The 21,755-nt window shown below is 70.9% G+C and carries 17 protein-coding genes and 1 pseudogene; 11 read left to right on the plus strand and 7 right to left on the minus strand.

Annotated elements, in window-relative coordinates:
- The 8 genes from OG570_RS20235 (at position 1) to OG570_RS20270 (ending at position 8,975) form a co-directional block, all read left to right on the plus strand.
- On the plus strand, positions 1-903 hold the full coding sequence (locus OG570_RS20235) for a 1-phosphofructokinase family hexose kinase (RefSeq protein ID WP_326958354.1): 903 nt from the start codon (positions 1-3) through the stop codon (positions 901-903).
- Positions 904-969: 66 nt separating this feature from the next.
- Entirely contained in the window at positions 970-1,824 is an 855-nt protein-coding gene (locus OG570_RS20240) for a class II fructose-bisphosphate aldolase (protein WP_326958356.1), read from the plus strand.
- Between the two features lie 126 nt (positions 1,825-1,950).
- Positions 1,951-3,327 carry an ABC transporter substrate-binding protein gene (locus tag OG570_RS20245; RefSeq protein WP_371827649.1) on the plus strand — a complete coding sequence of 459 codons (1,377 nt, stop codon included), beginning with the start codon at positions 1,951-1,953 and terminating at the stop codon, positions 3,325-3,327.
- Entirely contained in the window at positions 3,327-4,280 is a 954-nt protein-coding gene (locus tag OG570_RS20250) for a carbohydrate ABC transporter permease (protein ID WP_247056891.1), read from the plus strand. Before OG570_RS20245 ends, OG570_RS20250 begins: the two co-directional genes overlap by 1 nt.
- Before the next feature lie 10 nt (positions 4,281-4,290).
- Positions 4,291-5,217 carry a carbohydrate ABC transporter permease gene (locus OG570_RS20255; RefSeq protein ID WP_326958358.1) on the plus strand — a complete coding sequence of 309 codons (927 nt, stop codon included), beginning with the start codon at positions 4,291-4,293 and terminating at the stop codon, positions 5,215-5,217.
- A 6-nt stretch (positions 5,218-5,223) separates the two neighbouring features.
- Positions 5,224-6,285, plus strand: coding sequence for an ABC transporter ATP-binding protein (locus tag OG570_RS20260; protein WP_326958360.1), 1,062 nt, complete (start codon positions 5,224-5,226; stop codon positions 6,283-6,285).
- Entirely contained in the window at positions 6,282-8,087 is a 1,806-nt protein-coding gene (locus tag OG570_RS20265; protein ID WP_326958362.1) for a DUF5107 domain-containing protein, read from the plus strand. The genes OG570_RS20260 and OG570_RS20265 overlap by 4 nt, the downstream gene beginning before the upstream one ends.
- A 102-nt stretch (positions 8,088-8,189) precedes the next feature.
- Positions 8,190-8,975: a DeoR/GlpR family DNA-binding transcription regulator gene (locus OG570_RS20270; RefSeq protein WP_326958364.1), complete on the plus strand. Its 786-nt coding sequence runs from the start codon at positions 8,190-8,192 to the stop codon at positions 8,973-8,975.
- A gap of 41 nt (positions 8,976-9,016) precedes the next feature.
- Here OG570_RS20270 and OG570_RS20275 read toward each other — a convergent pair whose 3' ends face one another.
- From OG570_RS20275 to OG570_RS20290, 4 genes are all read right to left on the minus strand, one after another.
- On the minus strand, positions 9,017-9,880 hold the full coding sequence (locus OG570_RS20275; protein ID WP_326958366.1) for an SGNH/GDSL hydrolase family protein: 864 nt from the start codon (positions 9,878-9,880) through the stop codon (positions 9,017-9,019).
- 72 nt (positions 9,881-9,952) lie between these two features.
- On the minus strand, positions 9,953-11,455 hold the full coding sequence (locus OG570_RS20280) for an alpha/beta hydrolase (protein WP_326958368.1): 1,503 nt from the start codon (positions 11,453-11,455) through the stop codon (positions 9,953-9,955).
- A 138-nt stretch (positions 11,456-11,593) separates the two neighbouring features.
- Positions 11,594-12,973, minus strand: coding sequence for a DHA2 family efflux MFS transporter permease subunit (locus OG570_RS20285; RefSeq protein ID WP_326958370.1), 1,380 nt, complete (start codon positions 12,971-12,973; stop codon positions 11,594-11,596).
- Positions 12,974-13,064: 91 nt separating this feature from the next.
- Positions 13,065-14,057, minus strand: coding sequence for a LacI family DNA-binding transcriptional regulator (locus OG570_RS20290; RefSeq protein WP_326958372.1), 993 nt, complete (start codon positions 14,055-14,057; stop codon positions 13,065-13,067).
- Between the two features lie 95 nt (positions 14,058-14,152).
- Here OG570_RS20290 and OG570_RS20295 point away from each other — a divergent pair, with 95 nt between their 5' ends.
- The gene (locus OG570_RS20295; RefSeq protein ID WP_326958374.1) at positions 14,153-15,643 is read left to right on the plus strand and encodes an FGGY-family carbohydrate kinase; all 1,491 of its coding nucleotides are present in this window, start codon (positions 14,153-14,155) and stop codon (positions 15,641-15,643) included.
- Positions 15,644-15,646: 3 nt separating this feature from the next.
- Here the strand turns inward: OG570_RS20295 and OG570_RS20300 are convergent, their stop codons facing one another.
- Positions 15,647-15,958 carry a hypothetical protein gene (locus OG570_RS20300; RefSeq protein ID WP_247056872.1) on the minus strand — a complete coding sequence of 104 codons (312 nt, stop codon included), beginning with the start codon at positions 15,956-15,958 and terminating at the stop codon, positions 15,647-15,649.
- A 533-nt stretch (positions 15,959-16,491) separates the two neighbouring features.
- Here OG570_RS20300 and OG570_RS20305 point away from each other — a divergent pair.
- A pseudogene (locus OG570_RS20305) lies at positions 16,492-19,011 on the plus strand (TIM-barrel domain-containing protein); the annotation flags it as partial.
- Between the two features lie 491 nt (positions 19,012-19,502).
- Here OG570_RS20305 and OG570_RS20310 read toward each other — a convergent pair.
- Both OG570_RS20310 and OG570_RS20315 read right to left on the minus strand, forming a co-directional pair.
- Positions 19,503-20,492, minus strand: coding sequence for a hypothetical protein (locus tag OG570_RS20310; protein ID WP_326958377.1), 990 nt, complete (start codon positions 20,490-20,492; stop codon positions 19,503-19,505).
- Between the two features lie 127 nt (positions 20,493-20,619).
- A complete protein-coding gene (locus OG570_RS20315; RefSeq protein WP_326958379.1) occupies positions 20,620-21,087 on the minus strand; it encodes a GNAT family N-acetyltransferase in 468 nt (155 codons plus the stop codon).
- A gap of 70 nt (positions 21,088-21,157) precedes the next feature.
- Here OG570_RS20315 and OG570_RS20320 point away from each other — a divergent pair, with 70 nt between their 5' ends.
- Positions 21,158-21,754, plus strand: a complete 597-nt coding sequence (locus OG570_RS20320; protein ID WP_326958381.1) for a TetR/AcrR family transcriptional regulator — start codon at positions 21,158-21,160, stop codon at positions 21,752-21,754.
- Position 21,755: the final 1 nt, after the last annotated feature.

The raw sequence follows: 21,755 nt of genomic DNA on the forward strand, positions 1-21,755 counted from the left end.
GTGATCCTCACCGTCACGCCCAACACCGCGCTCGACGTCACGTACACAGTGGACGGTCTGCGGCCGGACGGCGTGCACCGCGTCCGGGAGGTCCGGAGCCGGGCCGGGGGCAAGGGGATCAACGTCGCGCGGGTGCTGCAGGCGCTGGGCGTCGACGTCCGCGCGGTCGCGACGGCCGGCGGGGCGACGGGGTCCGCGGTCGCGGCGGACCTCGGTGCGGCCGGGCTGCCGGCCGAGCTGGTGCCGATCGCCGGCGAGACGCGCCGCACCACGACGGTGCTGGGCGACGACGGGTCGGTCACGCTGCTGAACGAGCCCGGCCCGGCGCTGTCCGGCGGGGAGTGGGCGTTGCTCGCCGACGCGGTCCGGCGGCACGCGCCCGAGGTGCTGGTCTGCTCCGGCAGCCTCCCGCCCGGTGCGCCGTCCGGCGCCTACACGTCGCTGCTCACGGGAACGTCCGTGCCGTCCGTGCTGGATACGTCAGGCCCGGCACTGCTGGCCGGCCTGGCCGCGCACCCGGCCGTGGTGAAGCCGAACGCCGAAGAGCTGCGCGAGGTCACCGGCCTGGCCGACCCGGTCGCCGCGGCGGGTGAGCTGCGGAAGGCGGGCGCGGGTGCGGTCGTCGTGTCGCTCGGCGCCGACGGCCTGCTCGCGGTCACCGGCTCGGGCACGTGGCACGCGACGCCGTCCACCGCGCTCCACGGCAACAGCACCGGTGCGGGTGACGCGGTGGTCGCGGCACTCGCACTCGGCCTCAGCCGCCGCGAGCCGTGGCCGGACATCCTGCGCCGGGCCGTCGCGCTGTCCGGCGCAGCGGTGCTGGGTCCGCTGGCCGGCGACGTCGACCTGGCGCACTACGAGCGCGAACTGGACTTGGTCGCGGTGCGGGTCGTGAGTGGTTAGGGCGGTTAGAACCGCCCTAACCACTCACGACAAGCCGCGGCAGACCCGAAACGACAGGAGTAGGTCATGCCTCTGGTGAGCACCGGGGAGATCGTCACCGCCGCCGCGGCGGCGAGACGCGGCTGTGGAGCTTTCAACGCCATCCAGCTGGAACACATCACCGCCATCGTCGACGGTGCGGCCGCGGCCCGAGCGCCGGTGATCGTGCAGCTCAGCCAGAACGTCGTCCGCTACCACGGCGCCCTCGCGCCGATCGGCGGTGCGGCGCTCGCCGCGGCCCGGGAGGCCGAGCCGGACGTCGCCGTGCACCTCGACCACGCCGAGTCCGCCGACCTCGTGCGGGAAGCCGTCGGGCTCGGGTTCGGCTCGGTCATGTTCGACGCGTCCAAACTGGACTACGCCGACAACGTCCGTGCGACCCGCGAGATCACCGCGTTCTGCCACGACCACGGCGTCTGGGTCGAAGCCGAGCTGGGCGAGGTCGGGGGCAAGGACGGCGTGCACGCGCCCGGCGCGCGCACCGATCCGGACGAGGCGGCGGAGTTCGCCGCGGCCACCGGGGTCGACGCGCTCGCCGTCGCCGTCGGCAGCTCGCACGCGATGCTGACCCGGGACGCCGCGCTGGACTTCGAGCTGATCGCGCGGCTGCGGGCCCGGGTGCCGGTCCCGCTGGTGCTGCACGGTTCTTCCGGGGTGTCCGACGACGGCCTGGCCGAGGCCGTGAAAGCCGGGATGACGAAGATCAATATCGCCACCCAGCTCAACAAGGTGTTCACCGCGGCCGCCACCGGCGACTGGCGTGCGCACCCGGACCGCGTCGACCCGCGGAAGTACCTGGGGGCCGGGCGGGACGCCGTCGCCGTCGAGGTGCGGCGGTTGCTCGGTGTGCTCATGCTGGTCACGGAGGGCGGGCCCAAGTGACGATTGAGCAGAATTTGTTCCAATGAGTGTTGACAGATGCGTGAAACCTAACAAAACTGCGCAGCAACGCGCAGAAGTTGCGTGAAACTCGAACTCTGGTGGTGGCGGATGCGGCGAAGCAAGGTCATGGCGTGTGCGGTGGGGGCCTCTCTCCTGCTGGCCGGCTGCGGCGGGGGCGCGGACTCCGGCAGCGACACCGGTGAGAACGCGCTGCCCGGTGTCGACCAGTACCTCAACGCGCCTTGCCCGGAGGCGGCGGTCAAACCCGCCACGGACAAGGAGTTCACCTACTGGGCGATGTGGACGGCCGACGAGCCCCAGGGCAAGGTCCTGCAGAAGGCCTTCAAGTGCTTCCAGGAGAAGACCGGCGTCAAGGTGAACGTGCAGTGGCTGGGGCGCAAGGCCTACACGCAGAACCTGGTGCCCGCGCTGAACACCGACGCGGTGCCGGACCTGTTCGACCAGGACGTCAGCAAGGTCGGCGCGGCGATCGCGACGCCGGGCGGCACGCAGAGCGTCGACGACGTCTTCGCGATGAAGGTCGGCGAGGGTGACAAGACCGTCAAGGACGTGCTTTCGCCCAGCTCGTACGACTTCCCGCAGAACAAGGACCGCGAGGGCCACAACTTCATGGTCCCCTACACCGTCCAGTCGAGCGCCTGGTGGTTCAACAAGGACGCCGCGGGCGACGTCCAGCAGCCGAAGACGATGGACGACCTGACCGCGCTGTTCGACAAGGCGAAGGCCGACGGCAAGGCCGCGATCAGCCAGGACGGCGACATCCCGTTCTACAACATGTACTTCTTCACCCAGCTCGCCGAGCGTTACGTCGGCTCGGGCGGGCTGAACAAGGCCGCGGCCGACAAGACCGGGCAGCTCTGGAAGACCGACCCCGGTTTCCTCAAGGCCGCCACCGAAACCGCGAAGCTGCCGAAGTACTTCATCGACGGCTGGGACGCGGCGAAGTTCCCGCAGGTGCAGCAGCGCTGGGCGGACGGCGACTCGCGCTACCTCTACGTCGGCACCTGGGCGCCGAGCGAGACGCGCGAGTACCTGGACAAGCAGGGCGCCGGGACGAAGATCAACTACGGCTCGTTCCAGTTCCCGATGCCGGCCGGCGCCACGCACGACACCGTCGAGCAGATGTCGATCGGCTTCGCCGTCACCAAGAAGGCCAAGCACGCCGAAGCCGCGAAGGCGTTCATCGCCTACTTCCTCAACAAGGACATCCTGTCCGGCATCCCGGCGGTGGCCGACAACCTGGTGCCGCGGGCCGACCTCGCCGTGCCGGACGACCTCAAGCAGGTCAAGGCCGCGATGGACGACCCGAAGAAGGAACACGTCCTGCAGTACGACGGGATCGACGGCATCGCCGGCGGCAAGTGGCAGACCGACGTCTTCGACCCGGCCGACACCTCGCTGCTCAAGGGCGAGCTGAACCCGCAGCAGTTCGTGGACCAGCTCGCGGCCAAGGGTGCCGACTTCTGGAAGAACCAGAGCTGATGGCCACGGTCACGACGACGGCGGCGCGGGATCGGGGGACCCGCGCCGCCGGGGCCGCGCACCTGCGCCGCAAGAAGCGGCTGTTCTGGCCGTTCGCCGCCCCGGCTTTGGTGCTGTACCTGGCTTTCCTCGTACTGCCGACGCTCGCGACCGTCGTCCTGAGCTTCACCAGCTGGGCCGGCGCGGGCGACACGCCCAAGCCCAATGGCGTCACCAACTACACGCAGATGTGGGCGAGCGACTCGTTCCAGTACGCCTTCCGCAACACGCTGGTGTACGTCTTCCTCGGCGGCATCGGCACGTTCGCGATCGCGTTCCTGTTCACCATGGTGCTGCGGGACATGCGGGGCGGCAAGGTCGTCCGGGCCATCCTGTTCTTCCCGAACATCGTCGCGCCGGTGGCGCTGGGCATGTTCCTCGGGTTCGTGTTCAAGTACCAGCCGGGCAAGCAGGGCCTGGCGAACTACGTGCTGGAGCACGTCGGCGCGGACGCGGCGAAGTTCCTGGCCCCGGCCAACGTGACCGGCGTCGTGACGGCGTCGCTGATCTGGGCCAGCTCGGGCTTCTACATCACCATCCTGATGGCCGCCGTCGACCGGATCCCGCCGTACCTCTACGAGGACGCCGAGCTGGGCGGCGCGTCGCCGTGGCAGAAGTTCCGCAACATCACGCTGCCGATGACGTGGGACGTCGTCGGCGTCGCCGGTGTCCTGTGGACGATCAACGCGCTCAAGATCTTCGAGCTGGTGTTCGTGCTGGCCGGGCCGGGCACCTACGCCCCGCCGAACCAGGCGTGGACGCTCGGGATCTACGTGTTCGACCGGACCTTCGGCTCGAACGGCACGCCGGACTTCGGGGCCGCCTGCGCCTGCGCGGTGGCGATGATCGCGCTGGTGTCGATCCTTGTTGTCCTGCTGCGCCGGTTGATGCGCCGTGACGCGATCCAGTTCTGAGGGAGATCCGATGACCGTCACCGAGACAGTGCCGGTGCGCCCGGCCGCGAAACCGCCGCGCAAGGTGCCGCGCAAACCGCGTCCCGCGCCGGGTTCGCGGAAGCTGAGCCCGTTGCGGCTGCTGGGTTCCGTGATCGTCTGGGCGTTCACCGCCGGCAACGTGCTGGTGCTGTACTGGCTGCTCACGGCGTCGTTCAAGACGCCAGTGGAGATCTTCACCAAGCCGTTCGCGCTGCCCTACCAGTGGTTCCACCTCGGCAAGCCGTTCCGGAACTTCATCTACGCCTGGAACAACGCGGGCTTCGGCGACGCCGTGCTGACGACGGTGGTGCTGGTCGGGCTGGCGACGGTCGCGACCGTCGCCGTGTCCGCGCCCTGCGCGTACGCGCTGACCCGGCTCGGTGTGCGCGGGTCCGGGCCGCTGACGAACGTCGTCGCGATCGGCATGGGCGTCCCGTTCCAGACGGTGATCATCCCGCTGTTCGTGACCATGAGCAAAGCCCACCTGGACAACGAGTACGGCCTGTTCCTGCTCTACGTCGCGTTGTCGATCCCGTTCACGGTGTTCCTGCTGACCGGGTTCTTCCGCTCGCTGCCGGACGAGCTGGAGGAAGCGGCCTCGTTGGACGGTGCCTCGCCGACGCGGACGTTCTTCTCCGTCATGCTGCCGCTCGCGCGCGGCGGCCTGATCACGGCGTTGACGCTGAACGCCATCGGCCTGTGGAACGAGACACTGCTGGCGATCGTGTTCCTCAAGGACCAGGCCCACTTCACGCTCTCGCGGGCGCTGTTCACCTTCTACGGCGCCGCGAGCTACCAGTCGGAGTACGGCGGCCTGATCGCCGGCGTGGCGATCGTCGTGCTCCCGATGCTCGTGCTCTACCTCGTGCTCGCCCGCCGGATCATCACCGGCCTGACCCTCGGCGCCGGAAAGTAGGACCTGATGGCCACCGTGAGTTTCCAGGACACGACCCGGTTCTACGCCGGTGTCGAGCGGCCCGCCGTCGACGGGCTCGACCTCGAGGTCGCCGACGGCGAGTTCCTCGTGCTGGTCGGGCCGTCCGGCTGCGGCAAGTCGACGACGCTGCGGATGCTGGCCGGGCTGGAGGGCGTCGACGACGGCTCCATCCACATCGGCGACCGGGACGTCACCGAGCTGGCGCCGAAGGACCGCGACATCGCGATGGTGTTCCAGAACTACGCGCTCTACCCGCACATGTCGGTCGGCGAGAACATCGGCTTCCACCTGAAGCTGGCCAAGATGCCGAAGGCCGAACGCGAACGCCGGGTGCAGGAAGCGGCGAAGGTGCTGGACCTGACCGAGTACCTGGACCGCAAGCCCGCGAAGCTGTCCGGCGGGCAGCGCCAGCGCGTCGCGATGGGCCGCGCGATCGTGCGTGAGCCGAGCGTGTTCCTGATGGACGAGCCACTGTCCAACCTGGACGCCAAGCTGCGGGTGCAGACGCGCACGCAGATCGCGTCGCTGCAACGGCGTCTCGGCGTCACGACGCTGTACGTCACGCACGACCAGGTCGAGGCGATGACCATGGGCGACCGGGTCGCGGTGCTCAAGGACGGCGTCCTGCAGCAGGTCGACACGCCGATCGGCCTGTTCGCGCGGCCGGTGAACGTGTTCGTCGCCGGGTTCATCGGCTCGCCCGCGATGAACCTGCTGGAGACCACTGTGGACGCCGACGGTGCCGTCGTCGGCGGGACGCACCTGCCGCTGACCCCGGCGCAGCGCTCGGCGCTGACCGGCCCCGGCATCGTCGTCGGCGTCCGGCCCGAGGGCTGGACGATCGGCGACGGCGGGTTCGACGCGATCGTCGAGGTGGTCGAGGAGCTGGGCAGCGACCAGTACCTGTACTGCCGTGACGGCGACCGGGTGCTGACGGTCCGCACGCCGGGCATGTCGCCGTGGCAACGCGGGCAGGCGATCGCGCTGGCGCCGCAGGTCGGCTCGGTCCACTTGTTCGACGCGGCCACCGGTGACCGGCTGCCATGACGCGCCTGTACCGGACCGTGCTGATCCTGCCCGCGGCCGAGCTGGGGCCGGAGAACCCGCTGCCGCCGCTGGTGAAGCCGGAGGCCGTCGCGTCAGTGTCCAATGTGGACGAGCTGCCGCCGGACCTCGCCGCTGGGCTCGAGTACGGGCGGCTCGACACCGTGCTGCCGTGCCGTCTTCAGGACGGCTACTCGCGGGAACGTGTCACACGGGAGCTGCCCGCGCTGGTGCTGGAGAACGACCGGGTGCGGGCGACCATCCTGCCCACGCTGGGCGGACGGCTGTACTCGCTGGTCCACAACGGACGTGAGCTGCTCTACCGCAACCCGGTGTTCCAGCCCGCGAACCTCGCGCTGCGGGACGCCTGGTTCGCCGGCGGCGTCGAGTGGAACCTCGGCAGCACCGGGCACACGACGCTGACGTGCGCGCCGATGTTCGCGGCTCAGGTCGACGGGCCGGACGGCACGCCGGTACTGCGGCTGTGGGAGTGGGAACGTACCCGCGACCTGCCCTACCACCTCGACTTCTGGCTGCCGGACGACTCGGACTTCCTGCTGGTGGGCGTGCGGATCCGCAACCCGCACCCGCACGACGTCCCGGTGTACTGGTGGTCGAACATCGCCGTGGCGCAGACGCCGGACACGCGCGTGCTCGCACCGGCCACGCAGGCCTGGCACTACGGTTATTCCGGCCGGTTGGATCTGGTCGACGTCCCGGGTGCGCTGACCTACCCGGCGCGGGCGGAGTCCGCCGCGGACTACTTCTTCGAGTGCTCGAAGCCGTGGATCGCCGCGGTCGACGGCGACGGGCGCGGCCTGCTGCAGACGTCGACCGAGCGGCTGCGCGGCCGGAAGCTGTTCCTGTGGGGCGAATCCGCGGGCGGCCGGCGCTGGCAGGACTGGCTGGCGCCGGGCGCCGGCGGCTACCTGGAGATCCAGGCCGGGCTGGCCCGCACGCAGCTGGAGCACCTGCGGCTCCCCTCGGGCGAGTCGTGGGACTGGCTCGAGGCGTACGGCCCGCTCTCGGCCGATCCCGCGGTGGTCCACGGCGACGACTGGCGGGCCGCCACCGACGCCGTCGTCGCGCCGGTTTTGACCGGGTACCACGAACAGTGGCGGAAGATCCTCGACGTCGAGCCGGGCCCGTTGCTGGCCACGGGATCCGGCTGGGGTGCGCTGGAGGCCCGCCGGATGCCGGCGTACCTGCCGGGCACGCCGTTTCCCCCGGAGTCGCTGGGGCCGGAGCAGGAGCCCTGGTTGTCCCTGCTGGACGGTGTCCCGCCGGCGGGTGACCCGCTGGCCGTGCCACCGTCGACGCTGGTCAACCGCTACTGGGCCGATCTGCTGGAGCACACGGCCGACAACTGGCTGACCTGGTACCACCGGGGTGTCGCGCGCTGGGCGGCCGGGCGTCACGAGGCAGCACGGGAGGCGTGGACGTCTTCGGTGTCAGCGGCCGAGAACCCGTGGGCGCTGCGCTGCCTGGCGGTGACAGCCGGCTCGGCGGAGGCGGCCCAGCTGTACGAACGGGCGTTGAAACTGGCGCCGGCTCTGGAGCCGCTGCTGGTGGAAGCCGTCGCGGCCGGGTGTGCGCCGGAGCTGCCGCCGGAACCGACGGGACGGCTCGCGCTGCTGGCCGCTCAGGCGCGGCTCGCACGGGGCGACGTCGAGGGGGCGCGGGCGATCTTCGACGCGGGGTTCGAGGTCGCGAACATCCGGGAAGGGGAGACGTCGTTGTCCGACACCTGGGCGGCGCTGTCGGCCGATCCGCTGCCGGGGCGCTATGACTTCCGGATGAAGTAGGCGGCGTGCCGCGTTTCGAGGACGGTGATCGTGCAGCATAATGCTCGAAACGGTGGTCAACAGCGCACTTCTTTGTGCACAGGAACCTAGGGAGTACCGCCGATGGCCCGGCACGAACGGTTGAGCACCCTGCTGGACATGCTGGGGCAGCGGGTAAAGATCGACGTCGAGGACGTCGCCGAGGAGCTGAGCGTCTCCGCGGCCACCATCCGCCGCGACCTCGACCACCTGGCCGAGCAGCAGCTGCTCACGCGCACGCGTGGTGGCGCGGTCGCCAACGACCTCGCCTACGACCTGCCGCTGCGCTACAAGACCGCGCGGCACGTCCCGGAGAAGCAGCGGATCAGCAACGCCGCGGCCGCGTTCGCCGCCAAGGGGATGGTCGTCGGCCTCAACGGCGGCACGACCACCGCCGGCGTGGCGCGGGCGCTGGCGATCCGCTCCGACCTGTCCGGGCGGGGTGACGCGCCGGGCATCACGGTGGTGACGAACGCGCTGAACATCGCGCACGAGCTGGCAGTGCGGCCGAACGTCAAGATCGTGGTGACCGGCGGGGTGGCGCGGCCGCAGTCGTTCGAGCTGAGCGGGCCGCTGGCCACGCGGGTGCTCAGCGAGCTGACGATCGACCTGCTGTTCCTCGGCGTCGACGCGTTCGACCCGGACGCGGGCGCGTTCGCCCACCACGAGGGCGAGGCCAGCATCAACCGCCTGATGGTGGAGCGTGCCGAGCGCGTGGTCGCGGTGACGGACGGGTCGAAGCTGGGCCGCCGCGCGTTCGCCCGCATCTGCGAGACGTCGCAGGTGCACGCACTGGTGACCGACGCGGAAGCGGACCCGGAGGTCGTGCGCGCGTTCGAGGCCGCGGGCGTCGAGGTCCAGGCCGTCTGAAGGTGGGTCTGCCGCCGCTCTCGTGAGTGGTAATGCGGGTTCTAACCCTCATTACCACTCACGACCGCCCAAGCGAGGGCCGCCGTGAGGACGCGGTGGCCGGCCGCTGTCGGGTGGACGTCGCAGCCGCCCGTCGGCAGCTTGATCAGCAGCCCGGCCGCGCACGGGTCGCCGCCTGTGCGTAGAGAGGCGAGCCGGAACGCCGTGAAGCCGTCGGCGATCTTCCCGTGGTAGCGGCGGGTCACCTGCGTGAGCGCCGCGTCGATCGCCTGCACCTGCTCGACCTGCGCCGGGTCGCGGTAGTCGAGCGAGTAGTACGACATCAGCACGACGTCGCCGCGGTAGTGGGCGCGCACGGCGCCGAGGATCGTCGCGACGTTGCGGCTCATCCGGTTCAGCGCCGCCTGGAAGTCCGGACCGGTGCACTGGTCCGGCGTCGTGGCCTGGCAGACGAACATGTCGTTGGCGCCGATGTTCAGCGTCACCAGCTTGGTGTCCTGGTGGGTGCGCAGGTACCGCGTGGCGTAGTCGATCTGGGTGCCCGCGTACGTCACGTGCAGCGGGAACGTCGTCCGGTAGCCGACCGGGGAGCCGACGGAGTTCTCGCAGCCGTTGCTCTGCGCGCCTATCTTCAGCATGCTTCCGGTCGTCTCGCCGGGACACGACGCGTTCGCGACCCGCAGGCCGCGCAGGGCCGCGTAGTTCTCGGCGTAGCCGCGGAAGTTGGCCGCGTTCAGGTAGTCCGAACCCGGCGTCACGGCGCCGGGGCGGTAGCCGAACGCCACGGAGTCACCGAGCGCGAGGTACCCGCCGCCGTGCCGGACTCCGGCGTCCGCGGGAGCCGTGGCCAGCCCGGTCAGCGTGACGGCGATCGCCGTGCTCGCGAGGAAAGTCCTGAACCGCATGACGGTCTCCTTTGCCCGCGACGTTGCGGGGCCGGAACCGATTGTGCCGCTCCCGGCCTCGCAACGGAAGCGTCAGAAACCGATCGTCACCGGCGCCTTCGGCCCGGCGATCCGGGCCTGCGACGCGCTCGGCTCCACGGCGGCGCAGTGCGTGCCCCGCGCCGGGAGCTTGCCGGTGATCAGGTAGTCGTCGGTCGCCTTGGTGACGCAGTCGCTGTTCTTGAAGTAGGCGCCGTGGCCCCAGCCGTCGTAGGTGAGCAGCGTGTTGCCGGTCTGCCGGGCCACGGTCTGCGACCACGCGTACGGCGTCGCCGGGTCGTACTTGCTGCTCAGGACCAGCAGCGGCGGCGCGCCGTGCACCTGCAGCGGGTGCTGCGGGTTGCTCGCCTTCTCCGGCCAGCCGATGCAGGCGGTCACGGCGGACCAGCCCAGCGAGTTGACCTTGACGTCCGGTGCGGAGGCCGCGGCCGCGCGCCGGTAGGTCTCCAGCTCGGCGTAGCTGTGCACCGGCAGTTTCCAGTCGTCGCAGAAGATGCTCTGGAACACGGTGTTGACCGGGATCTCGTCTCGCGCTCGAGCCGACGCGGCCGGCGGAGTGCCGTCCGCGAAGGACTTCAACGTCTTCGCCAGCTGGTCCCAGCTCGGGCGGTAGAAGGCGCCCTGGAAGATCGACGCGAGGTTCAGCGGGGTGATCGGCTCACCGCTCTGCGGCGCCTTCAGTTCCCCGCGCGCGGCCTTGCCCTGCAGGTCCCGCGTCAGCTTGGAGACGTCTTGGCCGTGCAACACGCAGGCCGGCGTCCGGCCGCACCAGCCGGCGAACTCGCCGAACTCCGCCTGCACGGACTGCGTTTCGCTGCGCAGGAAGTCCCACGCGCCCAGCTGCGAGTGGTCCATGTTGCTGTCCAGCACGAGCGCGCGGACCTTGCCGGGGAACAGCTCGGCGTACTGCTGGCCCATCAGCGTCCCGTACGAAACGCCGTAGTAGGTCAGCTTCTTCTCGCCGAGCGCGGCGCGGATCGCGTCCATGTCCCGCGCGACGGTCTTGGTGTCGGCGAAACGCGCGAGCGGCCCGGTGAGCCGGGAGCAGCTGTCGCCGACCTTCCGGTTGTACTGCGCGAGCTGCTCGAACTCGGCCTGGCTGCGCGGCACCTCGGGGTGGTCGGCGATGACCTCGTCGAGGCCGCACTTGATCTGGGTGCTGTCGCCGATGCCACGCGGGTCGAAGCCCACGGTGTCGAAGCGCTTGGTGACCTCGGCCGAGAGCGACCAGCCTTCCTTGACCTGGCCCGCGCCCGGCCCGCCGGGACCGCCCGGGTCCATCAGGACCGCGCCGATCCGGGCCTGCGGGTCGGTGGCCTTCCGCCGGGCGAGCGCGACGCTCGTGGTGCCCTTCTCCGGATGGGCGTAGTCGATCGGCACGGTCACCGCGCCGCAGTCGACGCCCGGCGCGTCCGCGCAGGGTTTCCAGTCGACGCTTCCCGTTCCGGCCGCCGACGCCGGCGCGGCGGCCAGCAGGCTTCCCGCTACCGCCGTGACCGCCGCCGCGGTCAGCAGCCGCTTGCGTACCCCCAGCATGACCCGTCCTCCCCGTCACTGACCGTGGTTGATCGGCTCCAGGAAATCACCAAACCGGTGATCGCGCCAGGTTCGCAGGTGGGTCCCATCGTGGCGTCCACTGTGGACGATCGCGCAGCGTGGCCGTCGCGGTGCCGGTCAGCTCTTTCGCCGCTCGGCGCGGCGCAGCCAGGCCGTCGCGACGGTACCGAGCACGCACAGCGCGCCCAGCACGCCGAACGCCCAGCCGAAGCCGGTCGCCGGATCGATCGTGAGGCCACGGGACAAGACGATCACGCACAACGCGCCACCGACCGCGCCGCCCACGCGCAGCACGATGTTCACCAACGCCGTCGCGTGCCCGAGTTCGCCCGCGTCGACCGAGGCGTACGCCGCCGTCGACGCGGGCATGATCGACAACCCCAGCCCCGCGCCGCGGACCAGCAGCAACGCCTGGATCAGCCACATCGGCGTGGCCGGGCCGAGCCAGGGCATCGGCACCGTGCTCGCCAGCACCACCAGCGACCCGGTGAACGAGACCGTGCCGCCGCCGTACCGGTCGGTCAGCCGCCCGGCCACCAGCACGAACACCGTGGTGGCCAAGCCCATCGGCGCGAGCAGCACCCCCGCTTCGGCCGGCCCGGCGCCGAGGCGGACCTGGAACCACAGGGGGAGCAGCAGCACCGCGCCGAACATCCCGGCGCCGGCGAGCAGCACGGCGGCCAGCGCCGCACCCATGACCGGCCGGGTGGCCAGCCGCAGCTGCAGCACCGGGTGCGGCGCACGCGTCGACCACCAGGTGAAGACGGCGAGCGCGACCGCGCCGACGGCCGCCAGCACGACGTTCAGCGGGCCGGTGGACCCGGGCGCGCCGAGTTCGGTGAGCGCGTAGACGACCAGCGGCAGGCCGAGCGAGACCAGGATCAGGCCGGGCCAGTCCACCGGCGGCGGCTGCCGCCGGTCGCCGCGCGGCACGAACCGCAGCGCCAGCCCGAACGCGACCACGCCGATCGGCAGGTTCAGCCAGAACAGCACCGGCCACGAGAAGTGCGCGAGCAGCAAGCCGCCGACGCTCGGCCCGATCACCGGCGCGAGCCCGACGACCAGGCCGAGCGTGCCCATGGTCCGGCCGAGCCGTTCCGGGCCGACGGCCAGCCCGATCACGGTCTGCCCGGCCGTGACCATGACGCCGGCGGCCATGCCCTGCACCGCGCGGACGCCGATGAGCGTCCCGACGTCCGGCGCCAGCGCGCACGCGGCCGACGTCACCAGGAACGCCGCGAGCGCGCCGAGCCACAGCCGTCCCGCGCCGAGCTTCCGGACGAGCCACGGCGTCAGCGGCAGCGCCGCGGACAGCCCGAGGAGGTACGCCGTGGCGACCCACTGGACCTCGACCAGGCCGACGCCAAGGCTCAGCCGCATCGACTCCAGCCCGACGGCGACGATCGAGCCGTCCATGTTGCCGAGGAAGCCGCCGAGGGCCATCACCCCGGAGGCGATCCAGACGGTCCGCGGGATCGGCGGCAGGAGAGCAGTCATGCCACCGACGGTAAAAGCTCAAGAATGGTTGAAGTCAACCGTGCCGGCGGGAGTGATCCGGAAGCGGCACTTTCACGTGAAAGTGCCGCTTTCAGCGCGTGGAGCTGCCCCGGACGATCAGCTGCGCCGCCATCGTCGTCGTGGTCGTCGCGGGGGATCCGCCGCCGATGCGGTCCAGCAGCAGCCGCGCCGCGAGCTGGCCCATCGCGTGGGCCGGCTGGGCCACCACCGTCAGGGTCGGCGAAATCAGCGTCGTCCACGGCGCGTCGTCGAACGAGACGATGCCGACGTCACGGCCCGCGCGCAGGCCCCGCTCCGCCATCGCCTGCAGCACGCCGATCGCCATCGTGCTGCTGGACACCAGGAGCGCGTCCGGGGGATCGGCCTGCGTCAGTAACTGTTTCGCCGCTTCGTATCCGCCGGTTTCGCGGAATTCGCAGCGGCGCACCAGCGGCGTCGAGAGCTTTCGGCCCGCGTCGCGAAGCCCGTCGCGGTAGCCGTCGAGACGGTCGTCCGCGGTGGTGATGCCCGGCGGCCCCGCGACGCACGCGATCCGCTCGTAACCGCGGTCGACGAGGTGCCGCACGGCATCCCGGGCGGCGACGCGGGAATCGACGAGCACCGCGTCGCAGTCGGCCGCTTCCAGCCGCCGGTCGACCGTCACGATCGGCGTGCCGTGCGCGAGCAGCGGCCGGACGTCGCTGTCGCCGGTGGTCGGCGACATGATCACGCCCGCCAGCCGTTCCTGCGCCGCGACCTCGACGTACCGGCGTTCCTTCGCGGTGTTCTCGTCGGAGTTGCACAGCATCACGGAGAACCCGGCGGCCTGGGCGGTGTCCTCGACCCCGCGCGCGATCGCCGTGAAGAACGGGTTCTCGACGTCGGAGATGATGAGCGCGAGCACCGCCGTCTCGCGGCGGCGCAGGCTGCGGGCCAGCCCGTTCGGTGTGTAGCCGAGCTCTTCCACCGCCCGCGCGACCCGTTCGGCCAGCACTGGGTCCACAGTGGACTTGCCGTTGAGCGCCCGGGACACGGTCGCGGTGGACACCCCGGCCAGCGCCGCCACGTCGGAGATCGTCGCCACCCGCGTCCTCGTTCACCTGTGTCGTTGACAGTGTTCCCGGCACACCATAGCTTGGTGGTAATCGATTTCCCGCATCAGTGGTGCGTGGAGGGCGGATGACGGGGCTGCTGCTCGGCGTGGACATCGGCACGGCCGGCTCGAAGGGCGTGCTGGTGGACGCCGAGGGCGCGGTGCTCGCCCGGTCCGTCCGCGAGCACGGCGTCTCGACGCCTCAGCCCGGCTGGGTGGAGCACGACGCCGAAGCCGTGTGGTGGGCCGACTTCACCGCCATCGTCGCGGACCTGCTGCGTGCGGCGAACGGCCGGCCGCTCGCCGGGCTGGGGGTCAGCGGCATCGGCCCGTGCCTGCTGCCGGCCGACGAGCACGGTGACCCGTTGCGGCCGGCCATCCTCTACGGCGTCGACACCCGGGCGGGCGCCGAGATCGCGGAGCTGAACGAAGAGTTCGGGGCCGGCGAGATCCTGGCGCGCGGCGGTTCGCCGCTGACCAGCCAGGCCGTCGGGCCCAAGGTGCGCTGGCTGGCCCGGCACGAGCCGGACGTCTACGCGCGCATGGAGAAACTCCTGATGGCGAGCTCGTTCCTGGTGCACCGGCTCACCGGCCGCTACGTCCTGGACCACCACTCGGCCAGCCAGTGCACGCCGCTGTACGACCTTGCGGCGGACGAGTGGGCGAAGGACTGGGCGGAGCGCGTCGCACCCGGGCTCGAACTGCCCGAACTGCGGTGGCCGAACGAGATCGCGGGCGAGGTGACGGCGGCCGCGGAGGCGCGGACCGGGCTGCCGCGGGGCCTGCCCGTCACCGCCGGGACGGTCGACGCCTGGGCGGAGGCGACCAGCGTCGGCGTCCGCGAGCCGGGTGACGTGATGGTCATGTACGGCACCACGATGTTCCTCGTCCAGGTGCTCACCGAACCGCGGCCGCACCCCGGCCTGTGGGGCACGCGCGGCGTCACGCCGGGCAGCTTCACGCTGGCCGCGGGCATGGCGACGTCCGGCGCGGTCACCGACTGGCTGCGCCGGCTCGTCGGCGGCGACTACGCCGGCCTGGTCGCGGAAGCCGCGGAGGTGCCGGCGGGCAGCCGCGGGCTCCTGCTGCTGCCGTACTTCGCCGGGGAGCGGACGCCGCTGTTCGATCCGGACGCCCGCGGCGTGCTCGCCGGGCTGACGACCACGCACGGCCGCGCCGACCTCTACCGCGCGGCGCTCGAAGGCATCGCGTACGGCGTGCGGCACAACCTGGAGGCGATGGCCGCCGCGGGTGGTGCGGCCGGGCGGCTGGTCGCGGTCGGCGGCGGCACCAAGGGCGGGCTGTGGACGCGCATCGTCTCCGACGTCACGGGCCTGCCCCAGCAGATCCCGGCCGAGACGATCGGCGCCTGCCTGGGCGACGCGCTCCTGGCGGCGGAGGCCACCGGCGTCGAGATCGACCCGGCCCGCGCCAACCCGATCGCGACGACGGTGACGCCGGACCCGGCGAACGTCACGCGGTACCAGGAGTTCTACGAGCACTACCGCGCGTTGTACGACGCCACGGCGAAGACGGCGCACTTTCTGGCGGCCCAGCAACGCGAGGCGGCTCGGTAGCCGCTACTCCGGTGGGGGCAGCCGGCGTACCGCCGGGCCGTGCCAACGTTGTCGGTCGACGCGGCCGCGGTAGTCCTCCAGCGCCGCGATCGACTCCGTGACCTGCTCGAAGGACGGCAGTGCCCGCACGTTCGCGATCAGCGTCATGTCCTTGCGCGGGATCTCGACGAAGCACACTTCGACTCCGGAGAGTGACGCTTTGGCGGCCACCTCGGCCTGCCACGTCGGCAGATCGCCGTCGTCGCCCAGCCATTCGTGCAGGTACACGCACCACTTGCCGCGTAGCAGCTCTTCGGCGATGGCGTCCTGTGCCACCAGATATGGCTCTGTCACTCGGTCGGACACTGCTTGTCCTGTGCGTACCACGGCATGACATCCCTCCTGCACCCGACGGCGACCCGACCGCCGGTAAGCGCTCTCTCCGGTCACCTCCCCGATCCCGTCGAGCAGCACGAGCCCCGATGGCTGATCCCCAGCCTTCGGTGGGCTGCCAACTTACTGCGGAAAGTGTTTCACAGCAAGCACTTCATCACTTGCTGACAACTTGCGCGCGCGAGCGCCGTGCGGATGCACGTGCTGTTGCACGCCGGAAAACGCGCAACGGAACCTGAAGTGTGACAACGGGAAACGGCGCGCGTCATCGTCCTGAATGGACAGAGAGATGCGATCTGCAATTTGCAGATGGAGTGACCTCTAAGACGCCGTTCAAGTACCCGGAGTAACTGTACAGCGGAAGGCCGACGGAAGTCGTGAGTCGGGGCGACGGAACCGGTTCAGTGGGTGACACTGCGCGAAACGTGCGCTATACAGACTCCAACATGCGTATTGATGCGCGAAAGGTGTCAGTAATGAGCAGAGTTGCGCAAACGCTCTGGTGTCTGGCGACGGCCGCCGTCCTCGGGCTCTCGCCCGCCACGGCCTACGCCGACCCGCCCGCGGCGCCCTCCGGGCAGCTCGGCGACCTGACCGGGATCTCCGCCGACGGCGCCACGGTGACGCTGACGTCGGGGAGCGCGGCGGTGCGCGTGAGCTTCCCGGCCGACGGCGCCGTCCGGGTCTGGCTCGCCCCCGACGGGTCCTTCACCGACCCCGCCGGCGGCAAGATCGTCCTCCCGAAGACCACGCCCCCGGCCACGCCGAAGCGCGTCGACAAGGGCGCGTACTGGGCCATCTCCACCCCGAAAGCGACATTGCGGGCGTACAAGCACCCGCTGAAGTTCGCCCTCTACGACGGAGCGGACCGCAAGCAGCTCTGGGCGGAGTCCGCGCCGCTGTCCTGGACCGGCTCGACGACCACGCAGAGCCTGACCCGGACCGCGTCGGAGCAGTTCGTCGGCGGCGGCGAGCAGAACGGCCGCTACAGCCACCGCGACCAGACGATCAAGATCTTCGCCGACGACAACTGGAACGACGGCGGCGCGCCCAACTCGCAGCCGTTCTACGCCTCGACCGCGGGCTACGGCGTCCTGCGGAACACCTTCGCGCCGGGCAGCTACTCGTTCACCGACCCGGTCGAGACCACCCACGACGAGCGCCGCTTCGACGCGACCTACGTCGTCGGCGGCAACCTCAAAGACGTCATCAGCGGGTACACCGACCTGGTCGGGAAGCCATTTTTGCCGCCGATCTACGGCCTGGAAACCGGCGATTCGGACTGCTACCTGCACAACGCCAACCGCGGCGAGCGGCACACGCTCGACGCGGTGAAGGTGGCCGACGGCTACGCCGCGCACGACATGCCGAACGGCTGGATGCTGGTCAACGACGGCTACGGCTGCGGCTACGAGAACCTGCCGCAGACCGGCGAGGGCCTGCGGAAAGACACCATGCAGCTCGGGCTGTGGACCGAGAACGGCGTCCCCAACCAGGCCGAAGAGGTCAAGGCCGGGGTGCGGGTGCGCAAGCTGGACGTCGCCTGGGTCGGCCCGGGTTACCAGTTCGCGCTCGACGCCTGTGACACCGCCTACAAGGGCATCGAGGACAACAGTGACGCCCGCGGGTTCGTCTGGCAGCCGGTGAGCTGGGCCGGCGCTCAGCGCTGCGGCGTGCTGTGGAGCGGCGACCAGTCCGGCTCCTACGACTACATCAAGTGGCAGATCCCGACGTACGCGGGCGCGACGACGTCCGGCATCGCGTACAACACCGGCGACATCGACGGCATCTTCGGCGGCAGCCCGCAGACCTACGTCCGCGACCTGCAGTGGAAGGCGTTCCTGCCGGCGGCGATGACGATGGACGGCTGGGCGTCGTCGGACAAGCAGCCGTGGCAGCAGGGTGAGCCGTACACCTCCATCAACCGCAAGTACCTCATGCTCAAGGAACGCCTGCTGCCCTACACCTACAGCTACTCCGCGCAGGCGCACCAGACCGGCGTCGGCCAGGTCCGGCCGCTGGCCCTGGAGTACCCGGACGACCCGAACGTGTGGACCGACAAGGCGAAGTACGAGTTCCTGTCCGGCACCGACTTCCTGGTCGCGCCGGTGTACGAGAAGTCGAACGTCCGCAACGGCATCTACCTGCCCAAGGGCACGTGGGTCGACTACTGGAGCGGCAAGACCTACACCGGCCCGACGACGATCGACGGTTACGACGCGCCGCTCGACACGCTCCCGCTGTTCGTCCGGGCCGGCGCCGTGGTGCCGATGTGGGCCGACGGCACGAAGTCGTGGCAGACGCGCGACAAGGGTGAGCTCGACCTGGACGTCTACCCGCAGAGCAAGGGCAGCTTCACCCTCTCCGAGGACGACGGCGTCACCCGTGGGTACCAGCGCGGGGAGCAGGCGAAGCAGACGTTCACCGTGGACGCGCCCCAGTCCGGCCCCGGCACGGTGACCGTCGGGATCGGCGCGAGTACCGGCACCTACGCCGGCAAGCCGGCCGCGCGGAACTACCAGCTGTCCGTCCACACGGGAACGAAGCCGGCGCTCGTCCAGGCGGGCACCGGGATCCTGCGGCAGTACGGCAGCAAGGTCGAGCTGGACAAGGCGGCTTCGGGCTGGTGGTACGACCCGGCCGCCCACGGCGTCGTGCGCGTGAAGACCGGGCAGATCGGCGCCGGTGCCCGCCAGGACGTCCGGCTCTTCGGGGCCAGTGCGGTCGGCGGGTTCTTCCCCGAGGACGACAACGGCACGACGACGCTGACCACGCCGTCGCTGGCCGCGCCGGGGCAGCCCACGGCGGCGACGGTGAGCTTCACCAACGGCACGCCGCTGCCCGTCCGGGACGTCGCGCTGTCGGTGCGGGGCACCGGGTTCCGCGCCGACGTCCCGGCGTTGCCGAAGCTCGTCCGGCCTGGTCAGACGGTGAAGGTGCCGGTGACGCTGACCCCCGACGCCGGGCTGAAGCCGGCGGACTACCAGGTCACCGCGGCCACGACCTACCGCGCGCGGCTGGACACGCACGAGGCCGTGGACTCGTCGACCGTCACGGTGCCGTACGCGTCCCTGGCGGCGGCCGCCTCCAACGTCGGCGTCACCGACGCGGCACACGTGACGGCCGGTGATCTCGACGGCGGGGGCAGCAGCTTCCGGGCCGAAGGCCTCGCCGAGGCCGGGCTCAAGCCGGGAGCGGCGTTCTCGGCTCTCGGGGTGTCGCTGACCTGGCCTGATGCCCTGGGTTCGAAGCCGGACAATGTCGTCGCGGCCGGTCAGACCGTGGCCGTGAAGGGAACCGGGGCGAAGCTGGTGCTGGCCGGCACGGGCACCGGGACCGCGAAGGGCACGGTCGTCGTCCAGTACGCCGACGGCAGCACCAGCCAGGCCGACCTCGGGTTCCCGAACTGGTGCTGCGCCGACCCCGCCCAGTACGGCGCGACGACCGTCGCGACCGTCCTGGGCAAGAACACCGGGACCGGCGCGGCCTACCCGACCACGCCGTACCGGGTGTTCGCGAACTCCGTCCCGCTGACCGCGGGCAAGGAGGTCGTGGCGGTGACGCTGCCGGCGAACTCGGCGTTGCACGTGTTCGCCGCGAGCGTCGCCTGAAGCAGGTTCGGCGAACCACCGAAGTAGGCGCCGTCCGTGACGAACAGCGTGTCGTCACGGACGGCGACCGCCGTCGGATTGGCCAGTCCGTCCTCAGTGGACAGAATGGTCTTGACGCCGTCGCGGCCGACGGTGACCACGCGGTTGTCCTGGTTGATGGCCGCGACGACGGTGTCGCCGTGGAAAGCGAAGTCGTCGACCGGGCCGAGACCCGACGTGACGACCCGGCCGGGGCCGCCGTGCAAGGGGAAGCGGACCAGCGTGCCGTGGTCCAGGTTGGACACCCAGAGCGCGCCGTCGTGGACCTTGACGCCGTTGGCGCCGAAGCCGCTCACCGGGGCGAGCAGCTCACCGGTGGCCCAGGCCGTGACGCGTCCCCGCGAAACCCGCCAGACCGTCGAGCCGAACGAGTCGGCGACAAAGAGGTCACCGGTCGCCGGGTCGCGCGCGACGCCGTTCTGGAAGCCGGACGGCGGCAGTTTCGCTACCTGCACCGGTGGCACCCCAGCCCTGACCCGGTAGAGGCCGGTGGCCGCCGTGCCGGTGGAGACGGCGACGTACAGGTCACCACCGGGCGCGCGGACGATGCCGCCAAGGAACAGTCTCTTGTGGACGACCGGGACGTCGCCGTCTTCCGGCACCGGGATCCGGGCGATGATGGTGACCCGGCCGCTGGGGGAGACCCGGCCGATCTCGCCGGTGTAGGCGAAGGTCAGGTCCGCGGAGCCGTCGGGCTCCAGGGCGATGTTCTCGGGCTGCTGCCCGGGGGCGAGTGGCACGATCGTCGGTGCCGCGCCGGCCGGGGTGGCCGGCAAGGCGACCATGGCGATCGCGGCCAGCGCGACGCCGATGTGCTTGATGCGCAAGGGAAAACTCCGTCTGAGTCGGGTGCGGCGGCCCGACCCTGGGCCGCCGTGCCTTCGACGGTAGGCCCGTGGTGTCCTCGCGAACCAATAGCTTGCCTTGGCCTGGTCATCGGAAAACCGATGGCGCTCAGAGATCCCGGGCGAAGCAGCGCGAAATCGATACGCCGCGGTACGGCCCGTAGGCCTCGATCGGCTCGTAGCCTTCACGCTGGTAGAACCGCATCGCGTCCGGCTGCCCGGTCCCGGTTTCCAGCAGCAGCCGCGGAATCCCGAGGTCGCGCGCGTGGTCTTCGAGCGCGCGCAGCAGGGCGGTCGCGACGCCGGTGCCGCGCGCGGCCGGGTCGACGTACATCCGCTTGATCTCGGCCGTGCCCGGTCCGAGCGGCCGGAGCCCACCGCAGCCGACGGCGGTGCCGTCGCGGTCGCGCGCGACGAGGAACACCGCCATGGTCTCGGCGGTCGGGAGCGCGCCGGGCTCGTGGTCGTCGGTGCCGTAGCGGGCGTCGAGTTCGACGCGCTGGGCCTCGCGCAGCCGGACGGCGTCGGGATCGTCCCAACTTACAGGCTTTATATCGCTCGTTTCGAGATTGGTCATCGGGCACCCCTCCGTTTCGTAACGAGCGTTACCGTAGCACCTGTTACGCTACCGGGGAAGGAGGTTCCGGGTGCCGAGACAGCGTGACGTGGAGGCGCAGCGCGAGCTGCTGTCGAACGCGGTGTGGCAGGTGCTCGCCGAGGCGGGCCTGCCGGGCCTGACGCTGCGCGCGGTCGCCGAGCGCGCCGGCTGCACGACGGGCCTGGTGCTGCACACGTTCCCGACGAAGAAGGCCCTGCTGCTGCACGCGCGCGACCTGCTCTACGAGCGCACGGCGATCCGCGCGGACGCGGCCGAAGCAGCGGCCGTCGACGCCCCGGCCGCACTGCGCGCGGTCCTGGGCTGCGCGATCGACCTACCGCACGGCCACCACGAGGAGTCGAGCGTCTGGGTAGGTTTCCTCGCGGCCGCCCTGGCGGACGACGACCTGGCGCAGCGCCACCGAGCGGCGAACCACTCGTTCCTCGCCCGCGTCCGCCGCCTGATCGCCGCCTGCCGTCCGGAATGGACGGACAACCACCTGGAGCTGACGACAAAGAGCTTGGTGGCACTGGTGGAAGGCCTCAACGTCCTCGCGGCAGCCGACCCCCGTGGCTACCCAGCGCGGCTGCAAGAGGAGGCCTTGGCCAAGGCGCTCCAAGACGTCGTGAGTGGTAATTCGGGTTAGA

The sequence above is a fragment of the Amycolatopsis sp. NBC_01286 genome (assembly GCF_035982555.1).
GTDB lineage: Bacteria > Actinomycetota > Actinomycetes > Mycobacteriales > Pseudonocardiaceae > Amycolatopsis.